This is a genomic window from Thermanaerovibrio velox DSM 12556 (assembly GCF_000237825.1).
Classification (GTDB): domain Bacteria; phylum Synergistota; class Synergistia; order Synergistales; family Synergistaceae; genus Thermanaerovibrio; species Thermanaerovibrio velox.
Genome location: NZ_CM001377.1, coordinates 951,134 through 972,997, shown reverse-complemented (window position 1 = coordinate 972,997; position 21,864 = coordinate 951,134). Strand labels below are relative to the sequence as shown.

22 protein-coding genes are annotated in these 21,864 nt (G+C 50.8%); 21 read left to right on the top strand and 1 reads right to left on the bottom strand.

Translation table 11 applies throughout. The features are described 5' to 3' along the window. The first annotated feature begins 1 nt into the window (after window position 1). The 14 genes from THEVEDRAFT_RS04665 (at window position 2) to THEVEDRAFT_RS04600 (ending at window position 14,649) form a co-directional block, all read left to right on the top strand. Entirely contained in the window at window positions 2-901 is a 900-nt protein-coding gene (locus tag THEVEDRAFT_RS04665; protein ID WP_245522601.1) for a glycosyltransferase family 4 protein, read from the top strand. 19 nt (window positions 902-920) lie between these two features. Further along, entirely contained in the window at window positions 921-2,054 is a 1,134-nt protein-coding gene (gene wecB / locus THEVEDRAFT_RS04660; RefSeq protein ID WP_006583562.1) for a non-hydrolyzing UDP-N-acetylglucosamine 2-epimerase, read from the top strand. Between the two features lie 72 nt (window positions 2,055-2,126). Further along, window positions 2,127-3,416 (top strand): UDP-N-acetylglucosamine 1-carboxyvinyltransferase, encoded by a 1,290-nt coding sequence (murA, locus tag THEVEDRAFT_RS04655; RefSeq protein ID WP_006583561.1) that lies wholly within the window; start codon window positions 2,127-2,129, stop codon window positions 3,414-3,416. A gap of 67 nt (window positions 3,417-3,483) precedes the next feature. Further along, a complete protein-coding gene (gene hisC / locus THEVEDRAFT_RS04650; protein WP_006583560.1) occupies window positions 3,484-4,587 on the top strand; it encodes a histidinol-phosphate transaminase in 1,104 nt (367 codons plus the stop codon). Window positions 4,588-4,590: 3 nt separating this feature from the next. Next, window positions 4,591-5,427 carry an ATP-binding protein gene (locus tag THEVEDRAFT_RS04645; RefSeq protein ID WP_006583559.1) on the top strand — a complete coding sequence of 279 codons (837 nt, stop codon included), beginning with the start codon at window positions 4,591-4,593 and terminating at the stop codon, window positions 5,425-5,427. Window position 5,428: 1 nt separating this feature from the next. Continuing rightward, window positions 5,429-6,055 carry a uracil-DNA glycosylase gene (locus THEVEDRAFT_RS04640; RefSeq protein ID WP_040825321.1) on the top strand — a complete coding sequence of 209 codons (627 nt, stop codon included), beginning with the start codon at window positions 5,429-5,431 and terminating at the stop codon, window positions 6,053-6,055. A gap of 1 nt (window position 6,056) precedes the next feature. Then, window positions 6,057-6,779, top strand: coding sequence for a polyprenyl diphosphate synthase (gene uppS, locus THEVEDRAFT_RS04635; RefSeq protein WP_006583557.1), 723 nt, complete (start codon window positions 6,057-6,059; stop codon window positions 6,777-6,779). Next, a complete protein-coding gene (locus tag THEVEDRAFT_RS04630; RefSeq protein WP_006583556.1) occupies window positions 6,757-7,590 on the top strand; it encodes a phosphatidate cytidylyltransferase in 834 nt (277 codons plus the stop codon). The genes uppS and THEVEDRAFT_RS04630 overlap by 23 nt, the downstream gene beginning before the upstream one ends. Then, window positions 7,590-8,741: a 1-deoxy-D-xylulose-5-phosphate reductoisomerase gene (locus THEVEDRAFT_RS04625; RefSeq protein ID WP_425358251.1), complete on the top strand. Its 1,152-nt coding sequence runs from the start codon at window positions 7,590-7,592 to the stop codon at window positions 8,739-8,741. Before THEVEDRAFT_RS04630 ends, THEVEDRAFT_RS04625 begins: the two co-directional genes overlap by 1 nt. A gap of 1 nt (window position 8,742) precedes the next feature. Next, a complete protein-coding gene (locus THEVEDRAFT_RS04620; RefSeq protein ID WP_006583554.1) occupies window positions 8,743-9,771 on the top strand; it encodes a M50 family metallopeptidase in 1,029 nt (342 codons plus the stop codon). Between the two features lie 98 nt (window positions 9,772-9,869). Further along, window positions 9,870-10,880, top strand: coding sequence for a (E)-4-hydroxy-3-methylbut-2-enyl-diphosphate synthase (gene ispG / locus THEVEDRAFT_RS04615; protein ID WP_245522760.1), 1,011 nt, complete (start codon window positions 9,870-9,872; stop codon window positions 10,878-10,880). A gap of 164 nt (window positions 10,881-11,044) precedes the next feature. Further along, window positions 11,045-11,998, top strand: coding sequence for an ornithine carbamoyltransferase (gene argF, locus THEVEDRAFT_RS04610; protein ID WP_006583552.1), 954 nt, complete (start codon window positions 11,045-11,047; stop codon window positions 11,996-11,998). Between the two features lie 274 nt (window positions 11,999-12,272). Next, window positions 12,273-13,811: a M20/M25/M40 family metallo-hydrolase gene (locus THEVEDRAFT_RS04605; RefSeq protein ID WP_245522600.1), complete on the top strand. Its 1,539-nt coding sequence runs from the start codon at window positions 12,273-12,275 to the stop codon at window positions 13,809-13,811. Between the two features lie 40 nt (window positions 13,812-13,851). Beyond that, on the top strand, window positions 13,852-14,649 hold the full coding sequence (locus THEVEDRAFT_RS04600) for a nitrilase-related carbon-nitrogen hydrolase (RefSeq protein WP_006583550.1): 798 nt from the start codon (window positions 13,852-13,854) through the stop codon (window positions 14,647-14,649). A 20-nt stretch (window positions 14,650-14,669) separates the two neighbouring features. On the opposite strand, the gene THEVEDRAFT_RS04595 is transcribed toward THEVEDRAFT_RS04600, so the two are convergent. Further along, window positions 14,670-16,367 (bottom strand): radical SAM protein, encoded by a 1,698-nt coding sequence (locus tag THEVEDRAFT_RS04595; RefSeq protein ID WP_006583549.1) that lies wholly within the window; start codon window positions 16,365-16,367, stop codon window positions 14,670-14,672. A 92-nt stretch (window positions 16,368-16,459) separates the two neighbouring features. Here THEVEDRAFT_RS04595 and nadE point away from each other — a divergent pair, with 92 nt between their 5' ends. The 7 genes from nadE (at window position 16,460) to THEVEDRAFT_RS04560 (ending at window position 21,860) form a co-directional block, all read left to right on the top strand. Beyond that, the gene (gene nadE, locus THEVEDRAFT_RS04590; protein ID WP_006583548.1) at window positions 16,460-17,203 is read left to right on the top strand and encodes an NAD(+) synthase; all 744 of its coding nucleotides are present in this window, start codon (window positions 16,460-16,462) and stop codon (window positions 17,201-17,203) included. 49 nt (window positions 17,204-17,252) lie between these two features. Beyond that, a complete protein-coding gene (locus THEVEDRAFT_RS04585; protein ID WP_006583547.1) occupies window positions 17,253-18,005 on the top strand; it encodes a YebC/PmpR family DNA-binding transcriptional regulator in 753 nt (250 codons plus the stop codon). Further along, window positions 17,998-18,522: a crossover junction endodeoxyribonuclease RuvC gene (ruvC, locus tag THEVEDRAFT_RS04580; protein WP_006583546.1), complete on the top strand. Its 525-nt coding sequence runs from the start codon at window positions 17,998-18,000 to the stop codon at window positions 18,520-18,522. The genes THEVEDRAFT_RS04585 and ruvC overlap by 8 nt, the downstream gene beginning before the upstream one ends. Next, window positions 18,506-19,093, top strand: a complete 588-nt coding sequence (gene ruvA / locus THEVEDRAFT_RS04575; protein WP_006583545.1) for a Holliday junction branch migration protein RuvA — start codon at window positions 18,506-18,508, stop codon at window positions 19,091-19,093. The genes ruvC and ruvA overlap by 17 nt, the downstream gene beginning before the upstream one ends. A gap of 9 nt (window positions 19,094-19,102) precedes the next feature. Continuing rightward, the gene (gene ruvB / locus THEVEDRAFT_RS04570) at window positions 19,103-20,146 is read left to right on the top strand and encodes a Holliday junction branch migration DNA helicase RuvB (RefSeq protein ID WP_006583544.1); all 1,044 of its coding nucleotides are present in this window, start codon (window positions 19,103-19,105) and stop codon (window positions 20,144-20,146) included. Between the two features lie 5 nt (window positions 20,147-20,151). Next, window positions 20,152-20,379 (top strand): DUF2905 domain-containing protein, encoded by a 228-nt coding sequence (locus THEVEDRAFT_RS04565; RefSeq protein WP_006583543.1) that lies wholly within the window; start codon window positions 20,152-20,154, stop codon window positions 20,377-20,379. Between the two features lie 233 nt (window positions 20,380-20,612). Further along, window positions 20,613-21,860 (top strand): SpoIID/LytB domain-containing protein, encoded by a 1,248-nt coding sequence (locus tag THEVEDRAFT_RS04560; protein ID WP_083830703.1) that lies wholly within the window; start codon window positions 20,613-20,615, stop codon window positions 21,858-21,860. Window positions 21,861-21,864 lie beyond the last annotated feature (4 nt).

Sequence of the window (21,864 nt, the reverse complement as noted above, 5' to 3'; positions counted from 1 at the left end):
CGTGGATAAAAGCATTACGGATTCCCAGATACTGCAGGCCATAGGGGCCTTTCTTTGGGCATTTCTTGCGGTTCCCCTATCCATGGCCCTGGCCAAACGTTTCCGCCTCCTCGACGTGCCGGGGGGGCGGAAGCTTCATGCCTCTGTTACCCCTCGAGGGGCCGGAATCGTCTTGTGGGTAGGCTTCCTGCTGGTATCGCTCCTTATGGGAGACCACGTTCCTTTCGCTCCCTATGTGGCAAGTGGAGCCACGGGGGTGTTTGTGGTGGGGTATCTGGATGATATGAGTCCCCTTCCGCCGTCAATACGGTTTATGGTGCATCTGGTTGCTGCCATGGGTGTGCTGTATCCACTGGATATTCCATTACTCCATAGGGTTGTGGCGGTCATATGGATTACCGGATTGACCAACGCTTTCAACTTGATAGATGGGATGGATGGGCTGTGCCTGTCCATGACCCTTGTGACCATGGGTTGTGCCATGTATTTCCTATCCCCCTTCCCTTGGGTGGTGACCATGGGGCTCGTATTGGGGGTTATGCTTTGGAACTTCCCTAAGGCTAAGACCTTTTTGGGGGATGGGGGTAGTACGCTTTTGGGGTTTCTGTGTGGCAGCTTGATGTTGTGGGATGCGGGAGAAATCCTAGCCAAGTTCGGGGTGGTTAGGTTATGTATAACCCTGTTCCTGCTCGGCGGACTACCCGTGGTGGATACCTTGTCGGTCATGTTTGGGAGGATCCTGCGGGGTGCGTCACCGTTTCTACCAGATAGGACCCATGGACATCACCGGCTTTTGGACATGGGACTTGGTAAGATTAAGGTATTGGCTGTTTTAGTGTGTGTTCATCTATCCCTGGTTGTTGCGGGTATGCTCCTCCTTGTAGGCGGGGCTAGATGTTAGCATGTATGGGGGTATAGAGTTGGCCGTTGATGATGGAAGGAAGACGGTAGTTTGCGTGGTGGGTACAAGGCCAGAGGCCATAAAGATGGCGCCAGTGGTTATGGCTCTCAGGGAAGAAAATTCTCTTAATGTGGTTTTGCTGGCTACAGGGCAGCATTCCCAGATGCTGTACCAGGCTTTGGAGCCCTTTGGGCTCAGCCCTGACCATGATCTTAAGGTAATGAAGGAGCGCCAGTCTTTGGATTACGTTACCTCTTCTGTGCTATGTGGGGTGGGGGAGTTTTTTGATGAGATAAGGCCCAATGTGGTCTTGGTTCATGGAGATACCACCACTACAATGGCCTCCGCCTTGGCGGCCTTCTATCGCCATATCCCGGTGGCTCATGTAGAGGCGGGGCTTAGAAGCGGTGACATGAGCCGTCCCTTCCCGGAGGAGATGAACCGGGTGGTTACCGATAGGATCTCTTCCCTTTATTTTGCCCCTACAGGAAAGTCGAAGGATAATCTGTTAAGGGAGGGCATTGGGGAGGAGCGAATTTGGGTCACGGGTAACACAGTTATAGATGCCTTGATATGGATGAGGGATAAGATGGCCAGGCCCTCTCGGGAAGACCTCATGGCCTTTGAGGGCAAACGATTTCTCCTTGTTACGGCCCATAGAAGAGAGTCCTGGGGTGAACCTATGAGGGAGATAGCGTTGGCCCTTAGGGACATTCTATCAATGGATGAGGACTTGATGTTGCTAGTTCCAATGCACAGGAATCCGGACGTTAGAGCCGTTTGGCGTGAAGTTCTGGGCGATCATGACAGGGTGTTACTATGTGATCCCCTTGATTACCCGGATTTCGTTTGGGCCATGGATAAGTGCCTGTTTATGTTAAGCGATAGTGGAGGAGTTCAAGAGGAAGCTTCGGGACTTAAAAAGCCGGTCCTGATCCTTAGGGATGTTACGGAGCGTCCGGAGGTCCTTGAAGCTGGGGTAGGTTTTTTGGTTGGAACGTCTAGGGAGCGGATCGTCTCTAACGCTTTAGAAATATTGGAGGGTAGGAAGGCCTTGCCCGCTTCGATGGGGTCCCCCTTCGGTGATGGAAGGGCCTCCAGGCTGATAGCCGAGGTTATATGCAAGTTCGTCAACAATCCAATCTTTATTTAATATATTAAGAAATTGAACGTGATCTGGTTCTTTGAAGACATAAGAAAATCTTTTGGGGGTTAACGCAGGATCATGAAGGATAAGGATCTACCCTATGGGACAGAGAGGGAAAAGCTGGTAATAAGGGGTGGAGCACCGTTGAACGGGGTGCTTACTGCTCAGGGTGCAAAGAACGCCGCGCTTCCCATCATGGCGGCTTCGTTGCTGCTCAAGGGGAAAAGGCTCACTATAGATAGGGTACCTGATTTACACGATATACATACAATGGCGGACCTTCTAAGTCATTTGGGGGTCAAGGTGGAGTTCAGGGACCATAGGATGACACTGGACGTTCCAGAGGAGATAGGATGGGAGACTCCCCCGTCTCTTGTTCGCAAGATGAGGGCTTCTTCCCTGGTTTTGGGCCCACTCATAGCTAGGTGTGGGAGAGCAGTTTTGCCCTTACCGGGTGGATGTGCCATAGGGAGTCGGCCGATAGACTTTCATATAAGGGGTCTATCCAAGATGGGGACCAATTTTGAGTTGGTCCAGGGGGCTTTTCATGGGAGGTCATCGGGGCTTAAGCCGGCCAGGATATATTTTGATTTTCCTTCCGTTGGAGCCACGGAGAACCTTATGATGGCCGCATCCCTGGTTGAAGGGGAGACCATATTAGAGAACGCTGCTCGAGAACCAGAGGTAGTCAACCTGGCCCATGCCCTTAGAGCCATGGGGGTGTTCATCGAGGGGGAAGGATCTGGCACCATAAGGATAAAAGGTGCTAGGGAGCTAGGAGATGCTAGGGTTAGCGTAATACCCGATAGGATAGAGGCAAGCACCTATCTGTTGGCTGGGGTCATAACAAAGGGGAAGGTCACTGTAAGGGATGTTGTACCTGAACATATAGATTCCCTCTGTTCTAAACTAGAGGAGGCTGGAGTGGAGATAGAGGTTCGAGATGACGCCGTTACTGTTTATCCCAGCCAATATCGATCGGTTTCTCTTAAGACGCTCCCATACCCTGGTTTCCCCACAGATCTTCAGCCTCAGATGATGGCTACCATGTGCTTGGCCAACGGCACCAGCGTGATACATGAGAGTGTTTTTGAGTCCCGATTTTTGCACGTCAGTGAGTTTAAAAGGATGGGCGCTAGGATAGACTTGCAGGGGAACACTGCAATTGTGGCAGGGGTTAACAAGCTCTTTGGGGCAGAGGTTCACGCTACGGATCTTAGGGCTGGTGCCGCGTTGGTGCTGATGGGCCTTGCGGCGGAGGATGAGACTGTGGTCTGCGACCTTGAGCACATATGGAGAGGTTATGAGGGGATAGTCGAGAAGCTAAGAGCCCTTGGTGGCAAGGTAATAGTTACCAAGGAGGACTAATCTTCCACAACTGCTAAGGTTGGGACGTTAAAATCACGCTGTATATGGGGGTGTCGAGGTGTCCTGGATGGATGAGCTTCCTAGGAGCTACCTGCGGTGGGTTAACCAATACAGGCCTGGCAAGCCGGTTGATGAGATCAAGCGGATTTATGGGCTCAGCGATGCAGTGAGGCTATGCTCCAACGAGAACCCATGGCCACTCCCAGAAGAGGTAATACAAGCGATCCTAAAGGCCAGCGGGGAAGTTCAGCGCTACCCTGATCCAGAGGCCTATCTGCTTAAAAGAGCCCTCTCTAAGCATTTAGGGGTATCTCCAGCAGAAGTAGTGGTAGGAGGAGGTACCGAAGGGGTTTTATGCACGCTTTTCCAGGCCCTGGTAGAGGTGGGGGATAGGGTGGTGATTCCCCAGCCCACATACCCTGTATATGCCCTTAGCGTTGCGGCTGCTGGAGGGGAGTGTGATTTTGTCCCCCTCCTGGAGGACTTCTCCCTGCCGATTGACCGGATCGTATCGAATTGTGGCGAGAGGACAAAGGCAGTGGTGATCTGCAACCCCAATAATCCGACGGGGAATATAGTAGAGCGCCAAGACCTTTTGAACTTGGCGGTAAGGCTGGAAGAACGTAAGACTTTATTGGTAGTGGATGAGGCTTACGCGGAGTACGTAAGCGACCCCCGCTACCTTTGTGGAGTTGAGCTTTTTAGGCAGCTCAGCAACGTGGTGATACTTAGAACTTTCTCCAAGATTTATGGTCTTGCGGGTCTTAGAATCGGCTATGCCATAGCTCCAAAGCCCATAGCTGAAGCTTTCGGAAAGGTCAGAAGGGTTTTCTCTGTCAATGCGATAGGACAGGCGGCGGCCATAGCGGCCCTAGGATGCCAGGACCATATATCCTCCATCCGGGATAGGACCATCTTGGAAAGGGATCGAATGCATCGAGTACTGTGTAATATGGGAGTGAGAGTTCATAATACACATGCTAACTTTTTGTTGATTAGCCTAACTCGTGCAAATGATGTTTACGAGGCCCTTCTAGCCAAGGGAGTGATAGTGAGAAACGGTGAGGATCTTGGGCTTGAGGGTACCATAAGGGTTACCGTTGGGTTGCCGGAGGAGAACGATAGGTTCCTTAAGGAGTTTGACCGGGTTCTGAGGCGCTTAGGAGGATAGGCCTTGGAGGGCATCGATAACAGATCGTTCCATAGCGTTTTTGCTTTTGTCGGGCCCGCCGGTACCGGTAAGAGCCAGCGGGCTCAGATGGTGGCTGCAAGCATCGGTGCGGAGTACATAATAGACGATGGGTTGGTAATAAGGCGGGGGCAGATAGTTTGTGGTAAGAGTGCCAAGGCGGAGCGGAATCAGGTCAGGGCTATAAGGCGTGCCATGTTCGAGTTCGAAGACCATCGGCAGGCGGTATCTGATTTCTTCGCAAAGGCGGCACCCAGTTCTGTAATGATAATAGCCACTTCTGAGGGCATGGCCTTCAAGGTGGCCTCCCGTCTTGGTTTGAGAAGACCCGAGAGGGTGATAAGGATCGAGGAAGTCTCTACCCCTGAGGAGATTGCTAAGGCTAGGAGAGAGCGCAGGGGGAAGGGGCAGCATGTCATTCCGGTGTCACATGTTCAGGTAAGAAGAAATTTTGCAGGAAAGCTGGTGGGAAGGCTTAAGGTGTTGTGGCGTCCCAAGGAAGGTTCGTATGACGGGGAGAAGACGATCGTGCGTCCCCCATTCAATTTCATAGGTGCCCTTCATATAGAACCACAAGCGGTGGGAGAGATGATAACTCACATAGCCCTTCTAACACATCAGGTGGAAAAAGTTATTCAGGTGAAGGTCAAACCAGAGGATGAAGGTGTATCCGTTCAGCTTGATTTGGGCATGAGGCCAGGAGAGAAAACCTTCCTTGAGGTTATGCGCCAAGTTAGGAGGAGGGTCATATTGGGAGTGCGCTATTTTACTGGGATAGAGATATCGCATTTTGACGTAATCGTTAGCGAGGTGTGTTTTTAATATGGCATTTCCGTCTTTTGATGAACCTCTTAGCGCTGACGCTAGAAGGTTCATGTTGGAAGAGGTCCGCAAAAAGGCGGAGGTGTGCGATCGTTGTGGTCTTTGCCCTACAAGGACAAAGGTAGTTTTTGGTGAGGGCAGCTTAGATGGAGGGCTTATGTTCATTGGGGAGGGTCCTGGCGCAGATGAGGATGAACAGGGCAGGCCCTTTGTAGGTCGTGCTGGCCAGCTGCTTACCCAGATACTTGCTGCTGCGGGAATAGATCGGGGTGGGGTATATATAACCAACGTGGTCAAATGTCGTCCCCCTGGTAACCGGGTACCCACATATGAAGAGATGATGGCCTGTGATACATACCTTAACTCCCAGATTATGTTGGTTCGTCCAAAGCTTTTGGTCCTGCTAGGTAGTACTCCTACCAAATGGATACTTAAGACCCAGGAGGGGATATCAAAGCTTAGGGGGAGATGGTATGAGTGGAGAGGCATCCCGGTCATGCCGATGTTTCACCCAAGTTATTTACTCAGGAACCCTTCCAATAAAGCCGGGGGGCCTAAACATTTGACATGGCAGGACATACAAGAGGTAAAAGCCAGGTGGGATCATCTAATGGGAAGGGATCGTTAGGATGTCGGACCTTTTAATACCAGGGGAACTTAGTCATAGGATCCCCCTCCACGTTGGGATAGTGATGGATGGCAACGGAAGGTGGGCCAGGGAGCGGGGGTTACCCAGGGTTATGGGACATCACGCGGGGGTAAAAAGGGTAGAGGAGGTGGTAAGGGCAGCTAAGGATATGGGTGTAAGGTACATATCCTTGTACGCTTTTTCCACTGAGAACTGGAAACGGGACTCCGGAGAGGTTTCCGGGCTGATGGGGTTATTTCGCTATTACGTTAAACTGAAGGTTAAGAAGCTTAAGGCCGAAGGAGGGCGTCTTCGGTTTGCGGGACGAATCCAAGATTTACCGGAAGATCTACAGCGGATAGTGGAATACGGGGAGCGGGAGACCCAGGATTGCAGTGCGATAACGGTTGTGGTTTGCCTTAACTATGGAGGTAGGCAAGAGATACTGGACGCGATAAACCGGCTTTTATCTGCTCGGGTTGAGGCGGTTGATGAGCATGTGTTTAGGAACTTCCTGTACCTGCCAGACCTACCGGACCCTGATCTAGTGATAAGGACCAGTGGTGAGCTTAGGATAAGCAATTTCTGGCTTTTTCAGTGTGCATACAGCGAGTTTGTGTTCTCCCCTAAGTACTGGCCGGATTTTGGAGCTCAGGATCTTCGGGAAGCCGTATTAGACTACGCTAGGAGGGATAGGCGGTATGGAGGGGTCAAGGCTCAGTGAGGCTTTCAAGAGCAACCTGGTGTTGAGAACCGTGAGTGGCACCTTGCTGGGAGCGCTTGTCCTGTCCTCCCTCTATGTGGGAGGATGGTATTGGAAGCTGGTGGTATCCGTCATAGCTATGGGGTCCTTATGGGAGTTTTACTCGCTACTCTCATCCCGTTATACCATGTCCAAAGCGATGGGTTTGGCGGCGGGGCTTATGATGTTGTGGGTAGCATCCATGGGGCTAAGCCTATCGTCGATACTAGCGGTTATATCGCTTCTAGCTTTTTTGGTTCTGTTCGTGGAGGTACTTAGACGACAGGGGACTGGACAAAGCGATGCTCTAGCAAATATCGGAGGTACCTTAGCGGGGGTTGCATACGTAATATTGCCGTGGTGTTTCCTTATAATCCTAAGAGAACAAACCTGGGGGAGGCTTTTTGTCCTTACCATATTTATGTGTACTTGGTTCTGTGATGTCACCGCTTATTTTGTGGGTAGCATTTGGGGCAAATATCCGCTGTGTGACAAGGTAAGCGGGAAGAAGACTTGGGAGGGGTTTGCCGGTGGAGTGCTTGGCAGCCTTTTTGGCTCATCGCTTCTTGCCTTGGTTTTTGAGTTTCCCCCTCTCCCACTGCTCCTCTTGGGACTGCTTTGTGGATTTATGGGGCAGCTGGGGGATCTCGGTGAGTCGGTGTTAAAGAGAGAGGCGGGGGTGAAGGACAGCGGAAGCCTCATCCCTGGCCATGGGGGGCTCTTGGACAGGTTTGACAGCATATTAGTTAACTCCTCGCTTGCGTTCATTATCTTTGAGGTGATAGGGAGGTAGTGTTGTTGACTCCAGTCAGGGTGGGCATCGTGGGGGCTACTGGCAGCGTGGGTAAGGCGTTTTGTGATGTATGCGCCCTTTATCCTGACAGGTTCAAAGTAGTGGCGATGGCCTCCGGGAGAAACGTTTCCGGTCTTGTGTCGCTGGCTAAGAAGTTTGGTTGTGAGGCCATATGTTCTTTTAGTGGAGATCCATCTGTCGTTTCTTTTGAAGGACGGGTTTACGGAGGATCCCTTGGCCTTATGGAGATGATCCAGAGGGAGAACGTTCAACATTGGGCCTTTTTGGCCTCCGGTACTCAGTGTGTCCCTCACTTTGACCTGGCGGTATCGATGGGGATTGACGTCTCGATAGCCAATAAAGAGAGCATCGTGGTGGCCGGGCCTTGGATACTTGGCAAGGCGAGGCCAGGGCAGGTAAGGCCTGTGGATAGCGAACACAGTGCAATATGGCAATGTATTATGGGAGAACCATCCGAAGTTGAGAGGGTTATCTTAACTGCCTCTGGGGGGCCTTTCCGGGATGTCCCGTTGGATCGTCTTAAGCATGTCACCCCGTCGGAAGCGTTGGCACATCCTGTATGGTCAATGGGGGCCAAGATAACCGTGGATAGTGCTACCATGGCCAACAAGGGCATTGAATGCATAGAGGCCATGCGGTTATTCGATATCCCTATGGATCGGGTCGATGCATTGATACATCCCAGGTCGCAGGTCCATGGGATGGTGATGTTCAAGGATGGAACATACAAGATGGTGTTATCCCGTGCTGACATGCGATTGCCTGCTGCAATGGCCCTTTCATATCCTGAGAGGTTGCCCTTGGCAGATCACCTAGCACCGGTTGCCATTTCGGATTGGGATCTGTGTTTTCGAGAGGTTGAGAAAGACCGCTTCCAAGCTTTCTTTTTGGCCAAGGAAGCGGGTAAAAAGGATGGTCCGTATCCTGCTCTTTACGTGGGGGCTGATGAGGTGGCAGTAGAATCCTTCCTCACCGGGCGTATAGCGTTTGACCAGATTCCTCGAGTCCTGGAGGATGTTATGTCCTCTTACTCTGGTCCAGCCCCAGGGTCAGTGGATGAAGCATTAGCACTGGTAGAGCATGGTCGGGAAATGGCATTAAAAGTATGTGAATCACTTGGGAGGCTTTGATTTGGCTGTAAGCGTAGTGGCATTCCTTTTTGTAATATCGATAAGCGTTTTGGTTCATGAGTTTGGGCACTTTATATCCGCGAGGGTTTGCGGAGTTTCAGTTAGAGAGTTTTCAATGGGGATGGGTGCCCCTGTTTTTTCTTGGGATAAATGGGGTACCAAGTGGTCCATCCGCATAGTACCTATAGGGGGCTTTGTTAAATTAGCTGGCATGGAAGGAGATGATGAAGAGGGGCCGGGAGGATTCAATTCTAAGGGACCCTTGGCGAGGGCTTTTATCCTTTCCTGCGGTGCCATATTCAATGTCGTACTAGCCTTCATGCTGGCCACGGCGGTTTTACACTTTCACGGTGTATTTGACATGAAATCCACCGAGATAGGTCAGGTTATGCCTGGTTACCCTGCGGAGTCTATTGGCTTAAAAGCAGGGGACAGGATATTAGAAGTCAACGGGGTAAGGGTTTTGGATTGGTCCCAGATGGCCACCAGGATAAGGCGGGAAGCGCCAAAAGGAGAACTGATACTAGGCGTCATGTCCAATGGAGTTAATAGATATTTGTATGTGAAGATACCCAAGGACAGGGACGGTCAGTTCCTTCTTGGAGTAAGGCCGGCCATGAAGAGGCTTTCTTGGTTGGAGTCCATAAGGGGGGCGTATAGATATTCCATAGACCTAGCAGTAGGTATGCTTGAGGGGATATGGAACTGGTGGTTCCGGTTTAAACCGGTTGATGTATCCGGGCCGGTGGGCATTGCGGCGGCGGCGGGTGATGTGGCAAGACGTGGAGTTTGGGAATTAGTGGCTTTCATAGCCGCTATCAACCTGCAGCTAGGCCTGGTGAACCTCCTTCCGTTCCCGGCGCTGGATGGGGGAAGGCTTATCTTCGTAATTCTGGAAGTCCTATTCCGCCGAAAGATACCGGACAAGTACGAGGGGATGGTTCACTACCTGGGTTTTGCCCTCTTGATGATGTTGATGCTGTGGGTTACATGGAAGGATATACAGAGGTTGATCTTTCATGATAGATAGACAACAACCTTGAGGGAGATGGTTTGTTGGGCAGCATCAGAAGCGTATCAATTGGAGGTTTGTCTATAGGCGGTGGATCGCCGGTGAGGGTTGAGAGCATGCTTAAAACCCCCCTAGAGGACATTGATGGATGCATCAACGAGCTCCATGGGCTCAAGGTAGCGGGTTGTGAGCTGGTTCGTACCTCTTATCGTGATCTTAAGCAGGAGACATCTCTTAAAGAGGTGGTCAACTCCTCTCCTATCCCAATAATGGCAGATATCCACTTCGACCATCGGTTGGCCCTGTCTGCCATGATAGCCGGGTGTCTATCCGTGAGGGTGAACCCTGGGAACCTTGGTGGAGAGGACAGGATGATGAAAGTCCTGGCCGCTGCAAGGGATGCTAATGTGGTAATAAGGGTTGGGGCAAATGGAGGATCCCTCAGCAATGATCAGATAGCTAGGGCTGATGGGGATAGGGCGAAGGCATTGGTATTAGCAGTTAGGGAGCAAGTTGATTTGTGCCTTCAAAATGGCTTTGAGGATGTAATAGTTTCGGCCAAGTCCTCGGATGTTAAGGAGACCATGAGGGCTAATCACATGCTCGCATCCATATATGATCTTCCCTTCCACATAGGTATAACCGAGGCGGGGCCTCCTTTCGAGGGGGCGATAAAAAGCGCTGTTGGTATAGGTGGTCTCTTGATGAGCGGAATAGGGGATACCATAAGGGTGAGCCTTTCGGGGGATGGAGTGCTTGAGGTCAAGGCGGCTTATCAAATCCTCAGGTCGCTGGGCATCCGTTCAAAAGGAGTGGAGTGGATAAGTTGTCCTACCTGTGGCAGGTGTAGGATGGACTCCAAGGTGTATGTTGACAAAGTCCGCAAGATCTTTGATGGGATTGACGATGTTCCTGATGGATTCAAGGTCGCTGTCATGGGATGTGAAGTTAATGGGCCGAGGGAAGCCGCTGGGGCTGATTTAGGGATAGCTGGCGCTCCATCGGGCTTTATAGTTTTTGCACGGGGGAAATCGCTTGGATCTTGGCCGCTGGAGATGATGGAATCTGTAATACCGGAAATATTGAGGGAGGTCCTGTCCCGCGCAGGGGACACTCATCTCCCCTGAGAAGGGCTATTGAAAATCTAATCCTTTGTGGTAATATTGAACAGTAAACCATCGGATCTCCCAGGTTTATTTTACTGTCCCGAAAGTTCGATTCCCTCTGGACCTGCTTGTGCAGTTGAAGCTTGGGAGTTTCCGATACTTAACAAAACAGGGAGGAATAGATCATGGCAGTGAACCTTAGGGGACGTCATCTTTTGAGCCTGAGGCACCATACTCCGGAGGAGATAAAGTTCCTCTTGGATCTCTCTCGGGATCTCAAGAACAAGAAGAGGGCTGGGATAAGGGGTAACCTCCTGGCGGGTAAGAACGTGGCCCTTATTTTTGAGAAGCCCTCTACCAGGACCCGTTGTGCTTTTACTGTCGCGTGCATCGACGAGGGCGGGCATCCTGAGTACCTGGGTAAGAACGACATCCAGCTCGGGCACAAGGAGGATGTGGCCGATACCGCTAGGGTTTTGGGCAGGATGTTTGATGGCATCGAGTTCCGTGGCTTTAAGCAGTCCGTGGTTGAGGAGCTTGCCAAGTACGCTGGCGTTCCCGTTTGGAACGGACTCACCGACGAGTTCCATCCCACCCAGGTTCTTGCGGATTTCCTCACCATTCAGGAGGAGTTTGGCTGCCTTAAGGGTATAAAGCTTGTGTACGTTGGCGACGGGCGTAACAACATGGCTAATTCCCTCATGATCGGCGCTGCTAAGATGGGTATGCACTTTGTTATAGGTTCCCCCAAGTCCCTCTTCCCCGAGGCTTCTCTTGTGGCGGAGTGCAAGAAGATCGCGGAGGAGTGTGGATCCGGTGCGGTGATAGAGATAACGGAGGACCCGAAGGAGGCTGTTAATGGGGCTCACGTTATCTACACTGACGTGTGGGCTTCCATGGGTGAGGAGGATAAGCTTGCAGAGCGGAAGGCTATCCTGCAGCCCTACCAGGTTAACAAGGATCTCATGGCGGCTACCGGTCGGGAGGATACTATCTTCATGCACTGTCTACCCGCCGTCAAGGGTTATGAGGTCACCGAGGATGTCTTTGAGTCCCGCCAGTCCAGGGTCTTTGATGAGGCGGAGAACCGCATGCACACCATCAAAGCGGTGATGGTTTCGAGCATAGGGAATCTCTAAACCTTAAGAATCGCATCGTAACTCGAAGCGACGATCTAACTCATCAGGCGGCCTCGATCCTTGGGATTGGGGCCGCTTTAATATAATATTCTGCACGAAGATTTTGGTCCTTATCGTAGGGATGTTAGGGGGCGTGCTGTATATGGAAACTGGAGGTGTGGATCGGATATTTTGTGAGGGGCTGGATTTAGGTTGCGAAAGGCTCAAAAGTGAACTGATAAGGCTTTGTAGGATCCCTAGTACATCTGGACAGTCTGACGGGGAGAATCGGGTAATGGCCCTAATAGAAAAGCAGCTTGAAGAGATCAGGGCGATCAGCGGAGGGGCTTTAAAAATATTTAAGTACAAGGTCCCCAATGACCCTTTCGACAGAAACCATGTGGCGGCGTTGCTCAAGGGTAAGGGGCCGCGAACGGTAATATTAATAGGGCATGTGGACGTGGTGGACACTTCTCCCTATGGAAGCTTGCGGGATCTGGCATTCAACCCAGAGCTTCTAAAAGAGGCCATGAGGGGCATCAAGGAGCTCCCTCCTGAGGTTGAGGATGACCTGAAGAGCCGTAGATTCCTCTTCGGGAGAGGTGTCTTGGACATGAAGGCCGGTCTGGTCCTTGAGATGAACCTGCTCAGAGAGCTTGTAAAGGCAAGGATTGAGACCGGCAACGTGCTTTTTTGCCCTGTGGTAGATGAAGAGAGAGATTCAGTTGGAATGAGGGGAGCCCTTCCATTCCTGAAGGAAGTTATGGAATCGGAAGGACTGGATTATGTGGCCTGTGTTAACACGGAACCCTGTGAGCTGGGGGGGGCTGATGACAAAAGACCCATTTTCATAGGCTCGGTCGGCAAGTTGATGCCCTTTGTTCTCGTGCTAGGAAAGCCCTCTCATGTGGGGGAGCCTTGGCTCGGTATAAATGCAGCTCATTTAGCAAGCCGGATAGTTTTGGATCTTGAGGGGGTGCCATGGAGCTCCGATGAGATTGGCGATGATAGGTTTCCCCCGATGGCTTGCATGGAAATATCGGTTGTAAGGGAAAGTTACTCGGTTACCATTCCAGACATGGCTTTACTGTACTTCAATAAGCTGGCCGTCGAAGATGATCATGGCGTATTCCTATCTTCCTTTAAGAAGGCATGTGAGGAATCATTAAGGCGGGCCATTAGCGACTGGGAAGAAAGACTTTCGCTTTGCGGATTACCATCCCCTACATTGGAGAAGGGGATACGGATCGTTGAGGTCCGGGATGTCATTGATGAGGCCAGGAGGAATGGATTTAGAGAGGACTCTGTGATATCTGCCCAGGCCTCAAATAAGGAAGAGATGGACACCAGGAAGATGTCATTGATGATCCTCCTGGAGGCAATTAAGACAATTCCAATAGAACCTCCTGCCGCAGTGGTGGGTTTTTTGCCCCCCTACTATCCGTCAAAGGTTAATAGAAACAAATCTGTAAAAGAAAAAATGCTTCGTAAGCTGGCCGAGGATTTGTGCGTTAAATGGAGTAACCGGTTTGGTGAACCCTTCGTGTTAAAAGAGGCCTTTGGTGGGATAACTGATCTCAGTTTCCTAGGTGGCGGAACATCAGTGGAGGACCTTAGGGCTGTTCTTGATAACATGCCTGGGGCCAGCACGTTATATCCCTTAGATTTGGACGCCATGAGAATGCTTGATGTTCCTGTTATCAACATAGGGGTTGGGGGTAAAGATGCCCACAAATGGACCGAGAGGCTGGATATGGAGTTCTCGTTCCGTGTGGTACCGGATATGCTCATGGAGTTCGTTCGCGAAATTTTGAGTGCTGATTTTGTGCGCTAGGTGTTTAGTCAAGCAATAAGCTGCACAAGGGGGGCTTGTGATGGCAAACAAGATAAGTGTTGGGCTCATTCAAATGGACGTCCTATGGGGAGACCCATTGGGAAACATTGAGAAGGCCAAGGAGATGCTTAATTCAATTGAAGATTGTGATGTGGCGGTCCTGCCGGAGCTTTGGAGCTGTTCGTACCAAAATGAGCGCCTTAGCGAACATGCGCAGTTTACCCATAAATGCCTTGATGTTGTGGCAAATTGGTGTGTAGACAGGGCCTCTTGGTCATTGGCAGGATCCCTGCCGTTTTCAGAGGGTGGAGCTTTATATAATCGTGCCTTCTGGATAGATCCAACGGGCACTCTCGTGGCTTATTATGATAAGGTTCACCTGTTCCCCCTTTTAGAAGAGCCGAGCAACTTCGTGGCGGGTAATTCCCCACTAATCACCTCTGTCTGTGGTGTCCCATCGGGGACCGCTATATGTTATGACATACGCTTCCCAGAGTACATAAGAAGGATTGCCCTTGAAGATGTTTGGGTTTTATTTGTTTGCGCCCAGTGGCCTTTGTCAAGGATAGATGCATGGAAAACGCTTGTGCGGGCAAGGGCAATTGAGAACCAGATGTTTGTGGTTGCGGTTAATCGCTGCGGCAAGGGGGGAGGGGACATATACGGCGGCCATTCTACCGTGGTAGCTCCTGATGGTCAGGTACTGATGGAGATGGAGCTTGATGAGGGGGTTGTGACGGTGGAGCTTGACATGGCGATCCTTCATCGCACCAGGAAGGTCATGAGAGTTTTTGATTGTCGTCGTAAGGATCTTTACGGGTTTCCTGGAGAGATCTAACATGCTAAATTAAAAATATATCAAATTGCCCCCTCGTCACTGGGAAAACTAAAGAACTTAGCCACCTTATCGGCAAGGCCCGGATCATCAAGTACAGCTTTGAACTGCTCCAACCCCGCTATTGGTCGGTTCAAGATAAGCCGCATGGCCCGGGCCTTACCTATGCCTGGTATCCCCTGCAGCTCCTGTTGGCTGCAGTTGTTAATATCAAGTGGCCATGGTATCCCAGACAGAGATCTAGGGCCTGCTCCGGTCACCGTTACGTCTGTGGTATCACCTTCTTTAAGCGTTGATGATGTTATGCCTAAAAGAGGGGGATAGCTCCCCAAGGGGCGACCGAAGATGAGGTTGCCGAGCCTTTCTTCGCATATCACATCCCTGATGATCGTTCCCTCTGGAGCCACCCTTGAGAACATCACAGGATCCACTTCGCTTCTTACCCAATCTTTAAAGGCCTTATAGTCACGATCCCGTATGCCCTTCATGGCGCTGGAATCTACAGCCCCCAGAGGAGTAGATTTAAAGGTCATAGGGCGTCTTATGTTGATCCTCCTTACGGAAAGCCCTTCTGAGAGAAGTTTCTCCAAGAACCTTCGATTTTCGTTGATGGTCTCCTTGTTTTCACCGGGCAGCCCTATCAAAAAATTAAGCCCTGGCAGGAGTGATGGCATTGAATTCTGAAAGGGTCTTGTTCCCCCTGCTAAGTTAACTATTCTTACCGCTTCAAGGGCTTGGTCGAAAAACACTTTTAGGTTATTCTGCAGTACCACCTGGGGGTGCAGGGATTCAAGGCCTAACGATATAGTGTCCCCTGGTGTGTTGTAAGACGCTATGACCTTTAGTGCTTCAAAGCTCTTATCTGGGAACGTTGCTATGGTCTTTGGGTTACCGTTATCCATGTGGAGAACCTTGATATCTGGAGCGGCGGATCTAACAGAGGAATAGAGGCTCCGCAAGCCATCGGGAGAGGGCATCCATCCCTTAGGAGTTAACGTACCTCCATAGGTTAAGACGTTGGCACACCGTCCGAAGCGAAAGGCCTTAACCCCAGCTATTGCCAAACATCGGACTTCGGCGGCGACGGAATCCGGAGATCTCTCCTCCCTCGCCTTAAGCCCTTCTACACAGAAGCTGCATCTCCCATCGGTTCTGTCGCATCCTCTGGACAGTTCCAACTCAGCAATGATTAAAGGGTACATTGGATGCATCTTAACCACCTGGGCGCCTGCCTCTGCCCACTTCGCTAGCGTCCCGTAGTCTCTTTTGGCGTCATGGGTCATCTCCTTAGTGCGAATCCATAGGTCTAAAACCGCCTCTGGATCCCCGGTGGCAATGCAATCCACATCCAGAATTTTAGACACATCTAAGGCCGCATCCCCTCCCTTGAGGGCATAGCCGCTTCCGATAGGTCCTCCAACTATCATTGCACCCCGTCTAGGTATCTCAGATAAGCCCTTGAGCTCCTTAAGGGTCATTGGAGATCCGCCACGATATCGTCCTGGGACGGTAAGTCCTGCTATCACCACCGTGACCTCCGCGGATCTTATCAGATGGTCTGCTTTCTCCTGTCTAATCTGATCAACTGTGAGATATATAACCTCAAAGCCGTGGGACATAAACACTCCGGCACAGTACCTTACATATGGGGATATATAGGGCGGCACACCAAAACAGGCTGGCTCATCCACATATCCATCTATTATCAGACCAAGCGGCAACTAGATCACCTCATAGCTGGGGATACCGTATATGTTAAAATAAAAGGCTAAAAAGGGCCATACCAACACCGTAGGTTGAAAGGGTGATCAGTTTGAGCGTTCCGGTTAGGGATCCTGAGTATCTAGCGGACGTCATAGTTGCTTGGCTTAAAGATAAAGTAAGTGAAGCTGGGGCTTTAGGTGGCTTGGTGGGGTTAAGTGGTGGGGTTGACTCTGCGGTTGTTGCGGCCCTATCGATGCGGGCGTTTGGAAGCAGCGGCTCCCTGGGGGTAATAATGCCTTGTCATAGTCAGCCGGTAGATGAAGAGGATGCCCGTCTCGTCGCCTCATCCATTGGGATTCCCGTGATCAAGGTGGATCTTTCATCGGCTTTTGACGTGTTAATAGGCTCTATCAATGGTGCTGGCATAGCCTTGTCCCACATTGGAGCCTCCAACGTTAAACCGAGGCTGCGGATGGCCACTTTGTATGCCATTGCCCAAACAAGAAACCTATTAGTCTTGGGAACCGGCAATAGGGCGGAACTTACGTTCGGCTATTTTACAAAACATGGTGACTCAGGGGTAGATCTTTTACCCCTAGGAAGGCTCATAAAACATGAGGTTTGGGCCTTGGCAGAACACCTAGGTATACCGGCTAGGGTGGTCAACAAGCCACCTACCGCAGGTCTTTGGGAAGGGCAGACCGATGAGGGGGAGATGGGGGTATCTTATGTTGACCTGGATCGCCACATAATGGGATTGCCAGTTTCCTTGGAGGCAAGGGATAGGATCGATAGGGCTTTTGAGAGATCCCGGCACAAGCGAATGGTTCCGCCCGTGCCGGAGATGTTATAATGAATCTTTGGTCGAACCTTCTTAAATCATATCCATGGGGTGATATTTAGTGGCTGGACATTCAAAGTGGGCGAACATAAAGCACCGGAAGGCGGCTCAGGATGCAAAGAAAGGGGCCGCTTATCAGAGGCTTACCAAGGCCATAATAGCTGCTGCGAAGGCTGGTGGTGGTGATCCAAACGCCAATTTCCGTTTGAAGGTAGCTATTGAGAGAGCCAGGGCAGGCAACGTGCCCATGGACAACATAGAGAGAGCCATAAAGAGGGGTACCGGTGAGATAGAAGGAGCGGTGTACGAAGAGGTAACGTATGAAGGTTATGGCCCTGCTGGTGTGGCTATCATGGTTGAGGCCATGACAGACAACAGGAACCGGACGGCGGCAGAGATTCGCTCCATATTCACCAAGGGCGGAGGTGCCATCGGAGAGGCTGGGTGTGTGGCTTGGAACTTTGACCGGAAGGGGCTTGTGAAGGTAGATGCTTCCGGGGTTGACGAGGCATCCCTTTTGGACGTGGCTGCCGAAGCAGGGGCAGAGGATATGCAGCTGGAAGGTGATGTCTTTGAGATCTATTGTGATCCCTCTGTGATGAGTGAGGTAGGAGAGGCCATAAAGAACGCGGGCTACACGGTGAGCAATATGGAGATAGCCATGATTCCCAAGAACACCGTGACCATATCGACCAAAGAGGAGGCTGCCAAGGTCTTGGCTCTCATAGACAAATTTGAGGACCATGACGATGTGCAGAGCGTCTACTCTAACATGGAGATCCCAGACGAGATCCTTGAGCAGCTCGATGCCTAGCGACGAAATTCGTTGTCTTGGGATAGATCCTGGGATAGGTACCCTTGGGTATGGGATAGTGGTTCAGCGGGGTAGTGAACTTCGTGCGGAGGGGTATGGGGCTATCCATACCCCTCCCGGTCTTTCCTTGCCAGAAAGGCTTAAAATGCTCTATCGTCTTATGGATGAGAGGCTTAGCATGTTTGCCCCTCATCTTGTGGCTGTAGAGAGGCTATACTTCGGAAGGAATACGACTACCGCGGAGATGGTTTGGCAAGCTCGAGGGGTGGTATTGCTTTACGCATCCATGATGGGGGTCCCGGTGATTGAACCGGGGCCTTCGGAGGTTAAGATGGCGGTTTGTGGCTATGGTGGAGCACAAAAGAGACAAGTCCAGCTCATGGTACGTTGTCTTCTGGGACTGGAAGCATGTCCGACTCCTGATGATGTGGCCGATGCGCTTGCGGTTGCCATAGCGGGATTGGCCATGGGAAGATTGACCTGCGTCGGAGGATTAAGAATTGATAAGGTACGTTGAGGGGTTCGTTTGTGAAGTTTTGGGGGATATTCTGATATTGGAGGTTAGCGGCGTAGGGATTGAGATAAACGCCACCAGGGCTGTCTTAGAAAGGGCCCTTCCTGGAGAAAGGATTAAGGTTTACGTTTACCTGTCTGTCACTGAGAATGGCATATCGCTTTACGGATTTCACGATGAAGACGAACGGAAGTTGTTCATTCTTTTGCTGCAGGTGTCCAACGTGGGCGGCAAGATGGCCATGTCCATTCTAAGAACCCTTCGTAAAGATGAGCTAGTACAGGCCATAGGAGCTGGAGATCCTTCTAGAATAGCCAAAGCTCCCGGCGTAGGGGCTAAAAGGGCGGAACGCATATGTTTTGAGCTAAAGGGGAAAATAGATCAATTCTCCTTCGGCGTTATGCAAGCCTCAGAATCGGCATCAGAAGTATCGTCTTTAGTGGAGGCCCTGGTTGAACTGGGCTTTTCAAGAGGGGAAGCGTATTCCGCCCTTTCCACCGTGATGGGTAGGCTTAAGGGGGCTTCTGAGGAAGAGTTATTGATGGCATCCCTGAGGTTGCTTGGAAAGGGGTGATGAGTTCCTATGAGCGCTGAAGATAAGCTTATGCATCGTTTAAAGAACGGGGACGATACGGACGCCACGGTTGTTAGATCCATAAGGCCCGAAAGCCTTGATTCATTCGTGGGGCAAGAGGCGATTAAAGAAAAGCTAAGGATATTCATATCTGCATCCAAGGGTAGGGGGGAGCCCTTGGATCATTGTCTATTCTACGGCCCGCCTGGTCTTGGGAAGACCACGATGGCGAACATAATAGCAAAGGAAATGGGTGGTGATCTTCGTGTCACCACTGGTCCAGCCATAGAGCGTGCCGGAGATCTGGCCTCCATACTATCAAACCTAAGACCCAACGACGTGCTTTTCATAGACGAAATACACAGGCTCCCATCGGTGGTGGAAGAGGTGCTCTATTCTGCTATGGAGGACTTCTTTTTGAATATAGTCGTAGGTAAAGGTCCCATGGCAAGGAGCATAAAGCTTCAACTTCCCCCCTTTACGCTGGTGGGGGCAACTACCAGACTTGGTTTGTTGACTTCCCCCCTTAGGGCACGTTTTGGGATAGTAGAGCAGATGGAGTTATATACCCCTAAGGAGCTTACTGCCATAGTACGTCGTGGGGCTTCTGTACTTGGAGTTCAGATAGATGAAGAGGCATCGATGGAAATAGGGATGAGGTCCCGTGGCACCCCGAGGGTTGCGTTAAGGTTGTTAAGACGGGTCAGGGATGTGGCTGCGGTACGAGGAGTTGGGGTTGTAGATGTCAATGTAGCTAGAGAGGCCTTAGACATGCTTGGAGTTGACAAGGAAGGCCTTGATGATGGGGATAGGAAGTTTTTAAGAGCTTTGGTGGAGCTCTTTGACGGGGGTCCCGTGGGCCTATCAACCTTGGCAGCGGCCCTCAATGAAGATCCTCAGACCATAGAGGATATATATGAGCCGTTTCTCATCCAAAAGGGGCTATTGGAAAGGACCCCTAGGGGTAGGAGGGCTACCAGGGGAACGTATAGCTATCTTGGACTTCAACCTTCTCCCAAGTTTCAGCAACTCATGCTTGTTGAGGAGGATTGACCATCATGTGGAATTTAGGCAAGGCGTTTGTCTTGATAGGTGTGGTGTTCCTCTTTGTGGGTCTTATCGTCTTAGGGCTTTCAAAATTCAACCTACCCATTGGGAAACTTCCAGGGGATATAGTTATTACCAGAAAGAACTTTACTTTCTTTGCACCATTGGGAAGCATGCTTGTATTTAGTCTTGTGCTGTCAATTTTGCTTAATGTGATCTATCGAATTATTGGCCGATGATATATTAAGTTTATTTTTCTATGCAATCGTAGAACTAGAGAAAGCTACCTTTTGCGGAATAATTGCAAGGGAGGACGTAAATATTGGGTAAAACAAGCCGCTTAAAAGTGTTTCGGGTATGGGCGATTGCTGTCTTAATTTGTTCTTTGGGTTCTAGACTAGAGGCCCAGACCCTACTTAGGGTGGGTGTTGCCTTAAACGTTGTCAATGGTACTTTAGGTGGAGTGGGTAGTATGACCGATTCATCTGGTATCTCTGTGCCCTTATCTGGTAGAACCTCGGTTTCTGTGGGGGATGGCGGTGTTTGGGTTCAAGGAAGGTTCTTGAGTTTTCCCGTAAAGATATATGGAGATAACCTCTCATTTGGTCCCATTGGCTATAGAGGAAGCATTGAGCTAATCCCCTCAAGAGTAGGCAGGGGGTTTAACGTCGTTAACGTGGTAGAACTAGAGGACTATGTAAGGGGCATCATGAAAGTTGAGGCGAATCCTGAGTGGCCTATGGAGTTCTTGAAGGCTCAAGCGGTAGTGGCCCGTACTTATGCCCTTAGGAATCTGGGAAGACACATGAGTGATGGCTTTGACATCTGTTCATCGCTCCATTGCCAGGTTTACAGAGGACGAAACGGAGAGAGCCCAAGATCTGATCAGGCAGTATTCAATACCTCCGGCGTTGTCCTGATGTACGGATCATCCCTTGCGATAACCCCTTTTCACTCGGACAGTGGCGGCATTACCGCTGCTGCGTCAGACGTATGGGGAGGACGTGTTCCATACCTTTTATCAAGGCCGGAGCCCTTCCAGTACAGAAGTCCTTATTCCAGCTGGAAGACGGTTTTGTCCTCCAGCCAGATCGAAAGCGCACTTAAACGCATAAACCGCTGGGTAGGTAACATCATCGGAATAAGGGTTGTAACCAGGGACAAAGGCGGTCGAATAACCGCCATGGACATAAAGGGCTCCGCCGGTACGGTTAGGCTTTCCGGACATGCCTTTAGGATGGCCTTGGGGACATCGGTCGTAAGGAGCACGAACTTTACCATAAACGGAAAAATGGACACCCCAGACAATTCTACGGTGGACAGGCCAATTGAAGCGGATGTGAAGGGGAAGACGGACGTATCATACGAAACAGATCCTCTAGTGGAGATGGTTGAGGATGGGCTGTTCTCAAAGGATGAGGTATTTGACATGATAATGAACCCCTCCAAGAGGGAGATGTATAAGAAGATGGGGGAGGCCAGGACACAGGGTGGAACATCCAGGAAGGGGAACGACGATGATAATCGTACCGCCGTCGCGACATCCTCGCCCACGATAAGACGTGCATCCGGCAGCAACTCTTGGGTCCTTGAGGGCCAGGGCTGGGGACATGGGGTGGGCATGTCTCAATGGGGTGCAAAGACCATGGCGGAGTACGGTTGGAACTTTGAACAAATATTGATGTACTACTTCCCCGGTACACATCTTGGGAGGCGTTAGAACT

What these genes read in the sequence shown, in the direction of transcription:
- murA (WP_006583561.1), top strand. Translation starts at nt 2,127, where the DNA reads ATGAAGGATAAGGATCTACCCTATGGGACAGAGAGGGAAAAGCTGGTA.
- hisC (WP_006583560.1), top strand. Translation starts at nt 3,484, where the DNA reads ATGGATGAGCTTCCTAGGAGCTACCTGCGGTGGGTTAACCAATACAGG.
- THEVEDRAFT_RS04640 (WP_040825321.1), top strand. Translation starts at nt 5,429, where the DNA reads ATGGCATTTCCGTCTTTTGATGAACCTCTTAGCGCTGACGCTAGAAGG.
- uppS (WP_006583557.1), top strand. Translation starts at nt 6,057, where the DNA reads ATGTCGGACCTTTTAATACCAGGGGAACTTAGTCATAGGATCCCCCTC.
- THEVEDRAFT_RS04630 (WP_006583556.1), top strand. Translation starts at nt 6,757, where the DNA reads ATGGAGGGGTCAAGGCTCAGTGAGGCTTTCAAGAGCAACCTGGTGTTG.
- ispG (WP_245522760.1), top strand. Translation starts at nt 9,870, where the DNA reads ATGCTTAAAACCCCCCTAGAGGACATTGATGGATGCATCAACGAGCTC.
- argF (WP_006583552.1), top strand. Translation starts at nt 11,045, where the DNA reads ATGGCAGTGAACCTTAGGGGACGTCATCTTTTGAGCCTGAGGCACCAT.
- THEVEDRAFT_RS04605 (WP_245522600.1), top strand. Translation starts at nt 12,273, where the DNA reads ATGGCCCTAATAGAAAAGCAGCTTGAAGAGATCAGGGCGATCAGCGGA.
- THEVEDRAFT_RS04600 (WP_006583550.1), top strand. Translation starts at nt 13,852, where the DNA reads ATGGCAAACAAGATAAGTGTTGGGCTCATTCAAATGGACGTCCTATGG.
- ruvC (WP_006583546.1), top strand. Translation starts at nt 17,998, where the DNA reads ATGCCTAGCGACGAAATTCGTTGTCTTGGGATAGATCCTGGGATAGGT.
- ruvB (WP_006583544.1), top strand. Translation starts at nt 19,103, where the DNA reads ATGAGCGCTGAAGATAAGCTTATGCATCGTTTAAAGAACGGGGACGAT.
- THEVEDRAFT_RS04565 (WP_006583543.1), top strand. Translation starts at nt 20,152, where the DNA reads ATGTGGAATTTAGGCAAGGCGTTTGTCTTGATAGGTGTGGTGTTCCTC.
- THEVEDRAFT_RS04560 (WP_083830703.1), top strand. Translation starts at nt 20,613, where the DNA reads ATGACCGATTCATCTGGTATCTCTGTGCCCTTATCTGGTAGAACCTCG.